Annotated in this window: 7 protein-coding genes and 3 tRNA genes; 3 read left to right on the plus strand and 7 right to left on the minus strand. The window is 56.2% G+C overall.

Translation table 11 applies throughout. The features are described 5' to 3' along the window. Nucleotides 1-98: 98 nt before the first annotated feature. Nucleotides 99-860: a PIG-L deacetylase family protein gene (locus ACT3UA_RS13645; RefSeq protein WP_096284628.1), complete on the minus strand. Its 762-nt coding sequence runs from the start codon at nucleotides 858-860 to the stop codon at nucleotides 99-101. A 220-nt stretch (nucleotides 861-1,080) separates the two neighbouring features. Continuing rightward, nucleotides 1,081-2,646: a trypsin-like peptidase domain-containing protein gene (locus tag ACT3UA_RS13650; RefSeq protein ID WP_255248376.1), complete on the minus strand. Its 1,566-nt coding sequence runs from the start codon at nucleotides 2,644-2,646 to the stop codon at nucleotides 1,081-1,083. Between the two features lie 240 nt (nucleotides 2,647-2,886). Between ACT3UA_RS13650 and ACT3UA_RS13655 the strand changes: the two genes are divergently transcribed. Next, entirely contained in the window at nucleotides 2,887-4,956 is a 2,070-nt protein-coding gene (locus ACT3UA_RS13655) for a TPM domain-containing protein (RefSeq protein ID WP_096284624.1), read from the plus strand. 68 nt (nucleotides 4,957-5,024) lie between these two features. Then, complete coding sequence (locus tag ACT3UA_RS13660; protein WP_096284621.1) at nucleotides 5,025-5,756, plus strand: PspA/IM30 family protein; 732 nt, start codon at nucleotides 5,025-5,027, stop codon at nucleotides 5,754-5,756. 124 nt (nucleotides 5,757-5,880) lie between these two features. Here ACT3UA_RS13660 and ACT3UA_RS13665 read toward each other — a convergent pair. From ACT3UA_RS13665 to ACT3UA_RS13685, 5 genes are all read right to left on the minus strand, one after another. Further along, nucleotides 5,881-5,954, minus strand: a tRNA-Met gene (locus tag ACT3UA_RS13665). A gap of 754 nt (nucleotides 5,955-6,708) precedes the next feature. Continuing rightward, nucleotides 6,709-6,782: transfer RNA gene (locus tag ACT3UA_RS13670), tRNA-Met, on the minus strand. 578 nt (nucleotides 6,783-7,360) lie between these two features. Next, nucleotides 7,361-7,434 (minus strand) — tRNA-Met (locus ACT3UA_RS13675). A gap of 65 nt (nucleotides 7,435-7,499) precedes the next feature. Continuing rightward, nucleotides 7,500-10,541 carry a UPF0182 family membrane protein gene (locus ACT3UA_RS13680; protein ID WP_096284619.1) on the minus strand — a complete coding sequence of 1,014 codons (3,042 nt, stop codon included), beginning with the start codon at nucleotides 10,539-10,541 and terminating at the stop codon, nucleotides 7,500-7,502. A gap of 115 nt (nucleotides 10,542-10,656) precedes the next feature. Next, entirely contained in the window at nucleotides 10,657-11,697 is a 1,041-nt protein-coding gene (locus ACT3UA_RS13685) for a YlbL family protein (RefSeq protein ID WP_096284617.1), read from the minus strand. A gap of 253 nt (nucleotides 11,698-11,950) precedes the next feature. Here ACT3UA_RS13685 and ACT3UA_RS13690 point away from each other — a divergent pair, with 253 nt between their 5' ends. Further along, nucleotides 11,951-13,372 (plus strand): zinc-dependent metalloprotease, encoded by a 1,422-nt coding sequence (locus ACT3UA_RS13690; protein ID WP_096284615.1) that lies wholly within the window; start codon nucleotides 11,951-11,953, stop codon nucleotides 13,370-13,372. Nucleotides 13,373-13,400: the final 28 nt, after the last annotated feature.

The raw sequence follows: 13,400 nt of genomic DNA on the forward strand, positions 1-13,400 counted from the left end.
CGATGGGTTATCTGTCGATAAGTTAGCATTCATCTGACGTATACGGTGCGGTTCCCCAAAGCGGGAACCGCACCGAAATACTTTAACCCGTAATTAAGTCAGAATCCTGCGATCGTGTCATCGGCGTTCACGGCCACGAGGTGGAAGCCTTCCGCCAGCTCATCGGAAGGCATATTCGCGCGTACGCCATTCGCTCGGCACTGCTCGAGCACAAATTTCTCCATCGCCCCGACGTCGGGGTGCTGGGTGAAATGGGCTCGCAAAGCATCCATCTTCTGCGCAAAGAACTCGGTGATGTTCACAAAGCCGTTTTCGCGTTCCTTGGGGGCTCCATATAACCAAAGCCAAGGTAGTTTGTAGGCTTCCAGTCCTTCTTCCGCGAGCAGCTCCGGGTAGGCGAACGGGTTTTCGACTGCCGGGTAGATAGCCCGGGTTACCGCTTCGCCGCAGGCAAGGTGGTCCGGGTGTGAGCGCTGAATGCGGTCCCAGTTTCGTTCGGTGTGCATGGCCATAACTATTTGCGGGCGCACCTGGCGGATCAGTCGAACCACCTGACGCATGACGTCGTGGCTTGGCTCTAGATAGCCGTCACGCTCTCCCATGAAATGCACGGTGCTGACACCAACTCGGGCTGCCGCAACGCGTTGCTCTTCGTGGCGCAAGCGAACCGTCTCGGCAGGATCACGGTCGTCAAAACCTCCAGCGTCGCCATCGGTCATGATGCAGTATTGCACCTCTATCCCCGCGGCGGTCATTGCGGCTACGGTTCCGGCTGCGCCGAAATCCAAATCGTCGGGGTGCGCTGCAAAAGCCAGCACCCGCTGGGTAGCTGAGTTAATGAATTTGTTCGGATCAATCATGCTTAGCATCGTCAAATCTCTGTGGCTGCCGAGGGCAGGGTATTGGCAAGGCGTTTCGTGGCCCTATAGTTTTCGGTTGGAAAAAAGGTCTTAGACCGCGGGCTGAAGTGTTGTTCTCTATCGTATCGAGATCCTCGGCGTACCTCGATTTTTGGGCCAAAACCAATAGTGACGTGCCGCAGGTTCCTGCGGCACGTCACTTTTCTTGGATCTATTTGGCCTATTCCAGAGACCCAACCGTCACTGAGACTTTGTTTTCGGCACCGTTCCGCGTGTAGGTGATGTCGGCTTTGCCGCCAGCTGGCACCTCTCGAATTGCGGCAGTCAAGGTCTGGGAATCCTGGATTGCGCGTCCGTTGACGCCCGTGATGATGTCTCCGGATTTCAAGCCGGCTTCCTCGGCCGCCGAATTCGGTGAGATCTCCCGGATCGCTGCACCGACACTGAACTGCGAAGCGTTCGATCCAGTCGAAGCGCCCTGCGCTTGTACCGTTGCGCCCAGCAGACCGTGGGTGGCTTTACCATTGGCGATCAGTTCCTGAGCGATACGCTGAGCGTAATCCACAGGAATCGCGAACCCGACGCCAATCGAACCCGAATCTTCACCGCCGGCTCCGCCAGAAGCAATGGCGACGTTCACGCCGATAATTTCGCCCTTGTTGTTTACCAGCGCACCACCGGAGTTTCCATGGTTAATCGCTGCGTCGGTCTGCATCACGTTGATGTAGATCGAGCCTTGCCCGGACTGGTCCTGCCCTTCGGGCATGCCTGGGAATTGGAAGTTGAACTGGCTTCCGCCGTCCTCACCCTCATCCTGCGCGTTTTGTTCCGGCACTGCGGAGGATGCCACCGAAATAGTGCGGTTGAGCGTGGAGACAATTCCATCGGTCACGGTTCCGCTCAGGCCCAATGGCGCGCCAATTGCTACCGCGGTGTCACCAACGTTTAGCTCGGAGGATTTCCCCAAGGTCGCGGGCACGAGGTTCGGCACATCAACCTTAATGACCGCAAGATCTGAGAGCGGATCGGTGCCAACGAGCGTTGCCTGATGCACCTTGCCATCGCTCAAGCGAACGGTAAGCGTTGGGTCGCCGGTTTCTCCTCCCAAAGTGACCACGTGCGTGTTGGTCAATATATGACCTTCGGTATCCAGAATGATTCCAGAGCCCGAACCGCTAGACCCGCTACCGGAAGCTTCGATGGTGACCACGCTAGGCGATGCTTTCGCTGCCGCAGCGGTAACCTCTGTGACGGACTTTGGATTGTTGATCACCACACCGTTTTGTGGGGTCTGCACCGAGGAACCGCCCAAATCATTCCCGCCGGCCATGAAGTATGTGGTGCCGGCAGCGGTCACACCACCGATAAGTGCCGCAGCGACCATGCCCGCGATCAGCGTGCTGCCGGCGAACTTCTTTTTCGGTGCACGTTCTGGCGGAACTGGGTAGTTTGAATGTTGCTGTTCAGCATGGCCATATGCTCCGGCGGCATAGGACGGTCCGGACTGCGAAGCGTGCTCGGTGGATCCTTGACCGTAGACCCCGGTGGCCGGCTGTTGCTCGGTGGGGTAGTGGGCACGTGAATAAACGTCGGTCTGCTGCTCTTCCGGGCTGGACGCGGGGCTTACCTGGTTATAGCTACGTGTCTCGCCGGCATCCGACGACGACTGCGGCTCCGGGAGATTCACGCGAGGTTCCTCCGCATGCTCCGGAGTCTGGGCGATATCCTTCGGCTGTTCGGGTTCGCCCATATTTTTATTTCGTGGTTCATCCGGTGTCTGGCTCATCTTCATGCCTCTTTCGAATATCGGATCTCTTGAGTCTTATTATTCAGGGTCGAACTGTGGCAGTTGCGAGGGATGACTTTGCGCAAGCTGTGAGTTAACTATTCTGGCAGCGGAATAGCATGGACGCTGTGTTGCCGTGCAAATAGAATCAAATTGAGCTGTGAAAGTAGTCGCAGGTAAACGTGGTCGGACGAGTGGTCAAATTACTAGTTCGATTCGGTAATTCAGGTGAGGACGACAATGATTTCCAAAGCGCGGCGAGTCACTGCTGCAGCATTAACGGTGGCGGCATTATCGCTGGGAGCGTCGGCACCAGCATTTGCAGAGCCCCCTGTCACCATTCCACCTGGCGACTTCGTTGTCGACAACGCGCAGGTGCTCGGTGGCGATGAAAGCAATCTCGAAAACGATATTAAAGAACTTCGGGACGAGACTGGAATCAGTCTCTTTGTTGTCTACGTCGATGAATTCACCAATCCCTCGGATCCTAGCCAATGGATGCAAGAAGTTGCGAGTACGAAAAATATGGGCAGCTCGGATGCGATTTTGGTCGTAGCCACAGATCAGCAGCAAGCGCGGTTTGCCGGCGATCAAAATGGGCCGCTGAATGCCTCGGCTCAAGAGATCTACTCAGAACATATCTCTCCGGCTCTCGGCCAACTAGATTGGGCAGGAGCCGCTGAAGGCGCTATTGAGGGCATCGCAAATGTATCCGAGGGGGGCAGCGCTAGCGGCTCGTCCGGCTCCGGTGGCGGCATCTTCTGGGTTCTGTTGCTTGTTGGCGGCGTGGCAGTGGGCGCCTACGTGATGCTATCGCGGCGCAGCAAGACGAAGACCAACCAGCTACCGCAGAACCACGGCAATCTCAACGGTCATCAGCCCCAGCAGCTTGAGTCGCTGGATAAGCTACGTTTGCAGGCTGACCAGTTGCTGGTCGCGGCAGACGATTCCATACGATCTTCTGAGCAAGAACTCGGTTTCGCTGAAGCTCAGTACGGCCCAGATGCCATCAAGGTCTTTTCTACGGACCTCATCGAGGCCAAGACCCATCTGGTTGAGTCCTTCCGACTGCAGCAACAGCTCGATGATCACATCCCCGACACCGAAGAAGAGCAACGTTCATGGCTCGGTGAAATTATCAATCGGTGCGGACAAGTCAATGACACGTTGCAAGAGCACGCCGCCGAATTCAAAAATCTTCGCCAGTTGGAACAGAACGCAGAGTCCCGAATCAATGAGGTTGCTGCGGAAAAGGAACCGCTAGCCCAGCGGCTTTCCCAACGGGTGTCCGAGCTTGAGGGACTGACTTCGAAATACGATGACAGCGCCGTCTCGCAGATTACCGATAACGCCGAGCAAGCTTCGGAACGACTAACGTTCGCAGCCTCAGTGCTGAAGCAAGCGCGCGAGAAGCTCGATACGGATCGCTCCGGCGCGGCACTTCTCATCCAGAATGCTGAAGAAGCTCATGACCAAGCCGAAGTACTGCTCGAAGCTATCACCAAATCGGCGGCCTCGCTGCGCCAAGCAGATGCCGATTTGGAGTCAGCTGTCGCCATGGCCGCCAGGGATCTGGCGCAGGCTAAGGCGCTAGTTGCCAACGGCACTCAGCCGAACCTTGCAGGTCCCATCGCCGGGGTAGAAAGCACCCTAGGCAACATCCAGCAGGCATTGCGCGGTGGCAAGCACAACCCATTGGCCTTGATCTCGGCCCTCGACGAATCGACTAAACCGCTAGCCACCGCCTTGGGCACGCTACGCGACCGAGCCGAGCAGGACCGGGTGGCGCGCGATCAGCTTCAGTCACTGTTGAATACGGCGGCATCGCGCATTCAGGGAACGGAAGACTACATTCGTGCCCGCCGTGGCGGCGTACGTTCTTCGGCCCGTACTCGTCTGGCCGAAGCGCAGCGCTCCCATGATCAGGCACTAAGCCAAGCGGCACAGCGCCCCACCGAAGCGGTGGCTGCCGCGCAGCGGGCAGTGCAGCTGGCAGACCAGGCAGCACGCATGGCTGAGCAGGATGTCAACGGCTTCGGCGGCGATGGTGGTTTGGGCGGCTTCGGCGGCGGAAACCGTGGTCGTGGCGGTATGTTTGACGGGATCGGCGGAGCCGTTCTCGGCGGCATCTTGATTGACTCGCTACTCGGCGGCGGTAACCGCGGCGGAGGCAATCACGGCGGTGACGACGGATTCTTCGGCGGCGGAGGCTTCGGCGGTTTTGGCGGCGGTGGCGGAGGCTTCGGCGGCGGGTTCGGCGGCGGCGGAGGTGGTGGAGGCTTCGGAGGCGGAGCCGGCGGTAGTTTCTAGAGATACGCGGTTTATCCCAAGTAGTACGCAAATTTCAGCAGCACTATTTCGTATAGAAAGGTCCAACCATGACCAAGCAATCACTTTTCGGACGCGTTGCCCAGCTGGCAAAAGCCAACATCAACGCCATCCTAGATTCAGCCGAAGATCCTGAGAAGATGATGGACCAGATGGTCCGCGACTACACCGACAACATTGCCGAAGCCGAGCAGGCTGTGGCGCAGACCATTGGCAACCTGCGAATGTTGGAAGATGACTACCGCGAGGACGAACAGGCGGTCACTGAGTGGGGCACCAAAGCACTCGCCGCTTCCAATAAGGCTGATGAATTCCGCGCAGCTGCTGACTCAGCCAACGCCGCCAAATTTGATAATTTGGCCAAGGTAGCGATCCAGCGTCAGATGCAGTCCGAAAGCGAGATGAAATCCGCCAACCCGACCATCAACTCGCAGCGTGAAATCGTTGAGAAGCTGAAGACCGGCTTGAACCAGATGAAGGAAAAGCGCATTGAACTTGTCAGCAAGCGCGACGAGTTGATCGCTCGTTCCAAAGCTGCCCATGCACAGAACCAGGTCAACGAAGCCGTCAAGTCCGTGAACCTCATGGATCCGACCAGCGAGATCAGCCGGTTCGAGGAAAAGATTCGCCGTGAAGAGGCAAAGGTGATCGGTGCTTCCGAACTCGCCTCGTCGAGTCTGGACGCTCAGTTTGAGTCCTTGGAGGATCTTGGTGAACAGACTGAGGTTGAGGCTCGCCTGGCGGCTCTGAAGGCCAACCAGACCGGAGCCTTGGAGAGCTAAGCTCATCGAAATGAATAGTGGCGCCGGGTCAGAATGATATTTCCGTTCCGGCGCCTTTCTTTTCGTTCAGTTCCATGAGTTAAAACAAAAGTGGAGATCCATTCGGATCTCCACTTTTTCTCTGTGGCGGGGATAGGATTTGAACCTATGACCTCCGGGTTATGAGCCCGGCGAGCTACCGAACTGCTCCACCCCGCGTCGGTAAATACAACATTACCAACTAGTAAACCGTATGGCGAATCGAGGGGCCATGTCGTACATCACAGTGGTGCTATGTCGGCCTAAGCGGCGAAAATCAACGGTTCTCAATGCATGGATCGGAGATCGATTATGGTGCCTAAAAATTGATCTGAACGCGGACTTCCTGGGGCGGATCACCTGCTAAATGGAATTCATTGAATGAGAGCTAATCCGAGTAGCCAAGCCCAACACTTTTCTTGACGTTAAATTCAGGCTTCAAGAAATAGCGCTAGACCGGCGCAGCCCAACGTCCTATGATTCCAGAACGCAGGACAGATCAATTGACCCTGCAGCCACTACCCCCAACTGAGATTGTTTTCCTCAGTTCATCGCATCGCGCCGGCAGGTGAGCCCTTAGCCGGCAAATAGCGTGTAGTTTTCTCCGAATCCTAAGCTAGTCGAATAAGACTTGAGGCTCGCCGGCGAAGCCGAGGGCCCCGGCCACCACATGCGCCCTCGGGCAAAAGCATGTCGGCATAGAACTATCCGTAGGAGCGAAGAATCTACCCACAGTCAGGCGAGTTCGGGGTTTCTGGACCTCACGCAGCTTGCTTTCGAAGTCCGGCTCATGCCCGTTTCGAAGTCGTGAACGCTGGTCGGCGCGTTATGGCCCCCTGGCTTGGAGGAATTACTCCCCGGTAACGATGCCGGATCACCAGCTCATGGCTTAAAGCAAAAGTGGAGATCCATTCGGATCTCCACTTTTTCTCTGTGGCGGGGATAGGATTTGAACCTATGACCTCCGGGTTATGAGCCCGGCGAGCTACCGAACTGCTCCACCCCGCGTCGGTAAATACAACATTACCAACTCATAAACCTCATGCCTAATTGAGCTGACATGTCCTTAGTCACAAGGCGAATCTACGTCCGGGAGGTTGCACTAAAAGCTTCTGCTTCTTGCTCGTAGTTACCGCTGATCGTCCGAACCGCATTTGGTCGTGCAATAGGCACATTACGGAAAACGTTGTTGCCGACTGGTCGCTTCGGAGAGTCAATCCGTTGAAGTCGAAGGCCTATAGCGTGGCACAGCTAGCATCTGGATTCCTACCTGCCCTAGGGCTCAACTTCAACCAATGAACCGAATCGATGTGGCCACGAACCGCCAAGGGCCAGTGCGGCCTATCAGAGGTGCTACCTTAGTCGCGTGCATACTGCGTCACCGCACCGCTGTGCGGCAGTGAGCATGGCGCCGAACCCCGCTTAGCCTCGCTGGGCGCCCGGCTACTCAAATTCATCATTCGGGCGCGTACGAAGCGTTTACAAGACGATCCTTATTTAAGCCGCTGAAAAGCAAAATCCCCCAGTCCGCAGACTGGGGGATTTCGCTTGGTCATCGCCGAATCATTCTCGACTTGTCCCATAAGTGGCGGGGATAGGATTTGAACCTATGACCTCCGGGTTATGAGCCCGGCGAGCTACCGAACTGCTCCACCCCGCGATGACTAGACTATTCTTCATCATCGCGGAGCGAAATGCAAATCGGGGCTCAGCCTACGGAGATAGCTATCCGTTATTGGCGTCGTTAGGCTCAGCGGACTCGCTCGGAGCTTCCGGGGCTTCGGAGCTAGTCTGGACTTCACCTTCCGGGGCAGCTTCGCCGTTGATGGCAGCGTCAGCTTCCAATGCACGGCTCAGCGCATCCTGAAGTTCCTTCTGCGCTTCGCCGTAGGCTGCGAAGTCGCCAGCCTTCAAAGCGTCATCAGACTTCTGGATCGCTGCATTGGCAGCATCCAGAGCATCCGTTAGCTTCTGGGTTTCAGACTGCGAAGGCTGTTCGCTCTCCCCCGGCTGTTCTTCCGGTGTCGCACCATCGCCGTTCTCACCGGTGACGGCACCCGAATCGCCGCCAAAGACCTCGTCGAGAGCTTCTGAGAGCGTATCCGCGAAGCCAACCTGGTCGCCGAAGGCAACTAGCACCTTACGCAAGGTTGGATAACTGGTCTGGCCCGAGGACTGAACATATACCGGCTGAACGTAGAGGATGCCGCCACCCACTGGCAGCGAGAGCAGGTTACCGCTCTTCACCTCGGACGCGCCCTGGCGCAACAGGTTCAGCTCTGTGGTCACACGCGGATTGGTATCGAAGTTCTGCTGCGCCTGGCCTGGGCCAGGTACTGCCGTATCGCGAGGCAGCTCCAACAAGCGAAGCTTGCCGTACTCGTCAGCCTTCACGCCATCTTCACTGCCCGCGTCTGCGTTCGCAGATAGGAAGCCGAACAACACGTTACGCTGCTGCCCGTTGGCTGCTGCCTGTGGAATGAAGGTGGAAGTCAGCGAGAATGATGCCGCATCTTGAGTTGGCATCTTCAACGACAGGAAGTACGGAGGCTGCTTCACACCCTGAGTTGAAGAGGTCGGATCATCTGGCACCGCCCACGCGTCATTGGACTCGTAGAACGCGTCGGGATCATCAACGTGGTAAGTCGTGAGGACTTCGCGCTGAACCTTGAACATATCTTCCGGGTAACGCACGTGCTCCATCAGATCCCCGGAAATGTTATCCAACGGCTGGACGGCAGTAGGGAAGACCTTTTGCCAAGCCTGCAAGATTGGATCTTCGGTATCCCACGCGTACAGATCAACCTTGCCGTCATAGGCGTCAACGGTAGCCTTGACCGAGTTACGCATATAGTTCACGCGACCCGATAACCGATCGAAATCTGAAGCGTTAGTCAGCGAGTCGGAAACAGCCGATTCGATCTGCTGTTGCTGTGCATAGGGGAAATCATTTGAGGTGGTGTAACCATCGACGATCCATTTGACTCGTCCATCGATAATTGCCGGGTAGGCACTCGAATCGAGCGTCAGGTACGGGGCAACCTTGCTCACGCGATCGCGCGGGTTACGGTCGTACAGAATCTGTGATTCATCGTTGACCGCGTTGGAGAGCAACAGGTCCGTAGAAGCGAACTTCAACGCGAACACAACACGGTTGAACAGGTTGCCTACGTTAGGGCCGCCCTCTCCCTGGAAAGTGTAGCGGGTGTCTTCACCCTCGCCACCAGCGCTTGGACGGTCAAGCTCCTGATCGGTCCAGCCTTCCGGGCCGCCAACTACCGAATACTCAGGTGAGCTCTCACCGAAGTAAATGCGCGGCTCGTAATCCTCTTCGGTGATCAAATCACCGGTGGACGGAATGCCTCCGAGCATAAAGTCGGGGCGGCCACCGGCAGCTACGCGGTTACCGTAAGCAGCAACCAGCCCGTAACCGTGGGTGTAGGTAATGTGCTGGTTCACCCAGGTGTCATTGGGGTTGACGTTGACTTCACGTGCGGCGATAACCGTATCTTCGACTTTTCCGTCAATTTCGTAGCGGTCAACATTCAAAGTTTCAGGGAAGGTGTAGTACCCACGGAACTGTTGCAGCTGCGCAAATGCGGCAGAAACCAAGTTAGGGTCCAACAAGCGAATATTCGCCGTTGTTTCCGTTTCCTTAGCCAACGCGTTCTTCTCGGTGCTGACCTTGGCGTCGTACGGAGTGACTTCGACATCGTCCAAGCCAAAGGCCTCACGCGTCATCTGGATATTTCGATCAATATATTCGCGTTCCAACGTACGCTGCGAAGGAACCACTTGGTACTGCTGTATCAGGAATGGGTAAACGCCGCCGGCGACAATCATCGTCACCACGAGCATTGCGGTACCAATCAGTGGCAAGCGCCAGCGACCGTTGAACGCCGCAATCACGAAGGTAACTGCGATCAGAATTGCGACAATTGCCAGAATCATCCGTGCAGGGATAACCGCGTGAACGTCTTTGTACAGTGCACCGGCTACGCGCCCGGACTGATTGTTAAGCGTCTCGTACTGAGAGATCCAGAAATTGACAGCCTGGAGTAGCAAGAACACTGCCACGACCACTGCGGTATGCACGCGGGCAGCCTTGCCCACCGTGATGCCGCCACGTTCTTCAACGCGAATGCCACCGTAGAGATAATGCGTTAGCAATCCTGCAACTCCGCCGAGCAGAACTACAGAAATCAAGAATCCGGTGATCAATCCGATGAATGGCAGGGTGAAGATAAAGAATCCCAGGTCCATATTGAACTGCGGATCGGTGGATCCGAATGGAACCCGGTTGAGGAACAACATAATGGTCTGCCATTGTCCGGCTACCGCGATGGCTGAGAACAAACCCACCACTGCAGGAATGCCGATCATGAGGAAACGGCGAACCGGTTCGAGCTGCGCTTGGTAGCGGGACATGGAGTCTGGACGACTCGTCTCCGGTGCGTAGACAGGGCGATGCTTGTACGCGCTGCGCATAGAGAACCACATCGGCACGGCCATCAAGACCAACGCGATGAAGAAGATGATGAGTTTGGCGATGCGCTCGGTCCAATAGACTTCCGAGAATCCCAGCTGATTGAACCAGAGGATATCTGCGTAGAAGTTCGAGAGGAAGACAAACACGGCCACCAAGATGACCACCGCAAATACCGTCAGCGTCAGTGGAGACGCCTTTTTATTTGCGGGCTTAGAAGGTTGTTGCGGCCCTTGGGGTCTCGGTGGACCCCCGAACGGACTATCCGATCCGTATGACACTATTCATTCCTTACCTAAATGTCCCGCACGCCTTTGCTAGCGCCAGAACTCGTATATCTATCACTGTACTTACTAAGCTTCAGACACCAAGTTGTATGAACGGTGTCGAGTGGATCTATGAGCAGGATTCCAACGTGGTGGGGTCGGCTCCTTGCTCAATTTTTGTCAGCGCCTGCCGTGCTTCATGCAGCGTGCCCACCTTGACGACATGCAGCCCGTTCGGCACTCGTCCTTGTACATCCGAGCAGTTCTCTGACGGCGCTAGGAAGACCGTCGCACCATCTGCCTTCGCGGCGACCATCTTCTGGGCAATCCCTCCGATAGGCCCGACTTTGCCCTCGGCGGTAATCTCTCCGGTCCCGGCGATGTGATTCTCTCCGGCCAGCGATCCTTCGGTCAACCGATCAATGATCGCCAAGGCGAACATCATGCCGGCGCTCGGGCCTCCGACCTCTTCCACGCCAAATTTCACGTCGATGGGAAAATCAAAGGCGGTGCTCAAGTAGACCCCAAGCTGGCGAGAGCCTTCTGCATTGGCTGACGTGGTGACGCTGACCTCAGTCTCCTTCGGCTCACCCTCACCGGAGGCCCTGCGAACCGTCATCGTGCTTGGCTGATCTCCACGCTCATTGAGGTCTGCCTTCAAGTCTTCCAAGTTGGATACTGGTTTCCCTTCGAACCCCAGCAACCTATCTCCTGGCTTTAATGAATCCCTATTGGTATCCGTGGAGAAATCCGCGACTTCCAACCAAGTGGAATATTCGTGCCCCAGCTCATTCATGGCTGCTGCAATCGACAATTCTTGTGAAGAAACCATCATCGAATCGTTGGCCGCGCCACGTTCTTCGCTAGTAACTCCACGCGGAATCATGGTCTCTTCCGGGACGATATCTTTGTTCGGATTAAATAGCGCTTCGAGAATCACCGGGGTTGACACCCGATTCTGCCCACCGCCTTGAACGTAAATGGTCGTCATGTCCAAAATGCTGTTGGACTGAAAGCTCTTGGCACCGTCGATGGTGATGAGCTCCTTGCCCTCGTACTCCCCCAGCGTGTTCAGCACTGGTCCAGGTGTGCGCACGACAAAGTTGGTGGGTAAGAAGAGGATCAGACCAACCAACAGCAGGGCTAGTGTCCCTGCGATCGTGGTTTTCACGGGCTTGGAACCAGGAACTTGCGTACCCAAATTCGGGCTCGCGCCCTTCGTGGATGATGGTTCCTGTTCGTGCACTGACCTTGCTCCCGCCGCTCAAAAATATTTCAGGGGCGCTTTCACAAACGCCACCCCCTCTAGCCTACTGAAAGCCCATGCAGAACTTCATCAGCTATAAGGAGTATTCGATGTGCCGAAAGCGAACTCAGGCTTGCATCGATGTGAACTCTCAGGCGTAGGGGGTACTTTTAATGACATGGCACAGAACCCTCCGAATAACCGACCCGACGGTGACGACGACGAAAACAATCCGCAGGATCCAATGTCAGCGATGTTCTCACAGCTCTTCGGTGGCAGTTTCGACCCAAACGATCTCCCGCCTCAGCTTCGCGAAGCGATGGGTTCACAGGATCCCGCCGCTATGCAGCAAATGATGCAGCAGGCACAAGCAATGATGTCGGCAATGATGCAGAACAATGCCTCTGAAGGGCCGGTGAATTGGAAGCTTGCTTCGGATACCGCGCTTCAGTCCTATGCCGGTGAAGACCCCGAAGTTTCTGACTCGCGCAAAAGCGCCATTGTCGACGCTTCCTATCTGGCCGATCTGTGGCTCAATAACGCCACGGCTTTTGAGTCCAAGGGCGAAGCTACCGAAGTCTGGACTCGCAAACGCTGGTACGACAAAACTTTGGGTGTTTGGAAGAAGGTCACCGAACCGGTGGCCGAATCCGTGACCCGTGCAATCACCAGCGCAATGAAGGACCAAATCCCAGAAGAGATGAAGGGCATGCTCGGCAACTCCGATGCGATGTTCCGAAATCTTGGTTCCAGCATGTTTGGAATGCAGCTGGGAACTGCCCTAGGCGGCTTAGCCAAGGATGTGCTTGGAGGCACCGATATCGGGTTGCCCCTGGCAGGAACGACACCCGGCCTGGTCGCCGCCAACGTCGCCAACTTTGGCGAGGGGTTGGAAATCCCTGAGCAGGAAGTGCTGCTCTACGTGATTCTGCGCGAGCACGCTCATGCGCGACTATTCAATCGGGTTCCATGGCTTTCTTCGAAACTCATCGGAGCGGTCGAGTCTTACTCACGTGGCATTCATATCGATATGTCACGTGTCGAAGAAGCAGTTCGCGGCATCGATCCGTCAAATCCGGAGAACCTGCAGGAACTGCTCGGCGAAGGGCTGTTTACGCCAGAGCGCACAGGCCAGCAGGAAAAGGCACTTGAAAATCTCGAACTGACGCTGGCACTGATCGAAGGTTGGGTCGACCACGTTGTGTCGCTCGCGGCCGCCAACTTGCCATTCGCGGCTCACCTTCGAGAAACCATGCGCCGTCGCCGTGCCTCTGGTGGTCCTGCTGAATCAGCATTTGCTTCGCTGGTCGGCTTGGAACTGCGTCCGCGCAAGCTTCGTGAGGCTGCCGCCCTCTGGGAACACCTCCATGAGGAACGTGGTACCGAAGGCCGAGATGCTATTTGGGACCACCCCGATTTGATGCCTACGGCCGAAGATCTCAGCGAGCCGGCGGGCTTTACCAAGCGCCGAGAGTCGGCTGCATCTGAATATGACGAGTTTGACGCCGCGCTAGGCAAGCTACTCGATGGCGGATTCGATAAGCCGGAACCTGAAGTCGAAAACCCTGAGGATTCTAATCCAGACGATCCGAAGAACTAACTAAGAGCTCTGATGTAAGTAAGGGGTC

It is taken from the genome of Glutamicibacter sp. 363 (genome assembly GCF_052379505.1).
Classification (GTDB): Bacteria; Actinomycetota; Actinomycetes; order Actinomycetales; family Micrococcaceae; genus Glutamicibacter.

Coding starts and splice junctions, on each gene's coding strand:
- ACT3UA_RS13650 (WP_255248376.1), bottom strand. CDS start 2,646: ATGAGCCAGACACCGGATGAACCACGAAATAAAAATATGGGCGAACCC.
- ACT3UA_RS13655 (WP_096284624.1), top strand. CDS start 2,887: ATGATTTCCAAAGCGCGGCGAGTCACTGCTGCAGCATTAACGGTGGCG.
- ACT3UA_RS13645 (WP_096284628.1), bottom strand. CDS start 860: ATGATTGATCCGAACAAATTCATTAACTCAGCTACCCAGCGGGTGCTG.
- ACT3UA_RS13690 (WP_096284615.1), top strand. CDS start 11,951: ATGGCACAGAACCCTCCGAATAACCGACCCGACGGTGACGACGACGAA.
- ACT3UA_RS13660 (WP_096284621.1), top strand. CDS start 5,025: ATGACCAAGCAATCACTTTTCGGACGCGTTGCCCAGCTGGCAAAAGCC.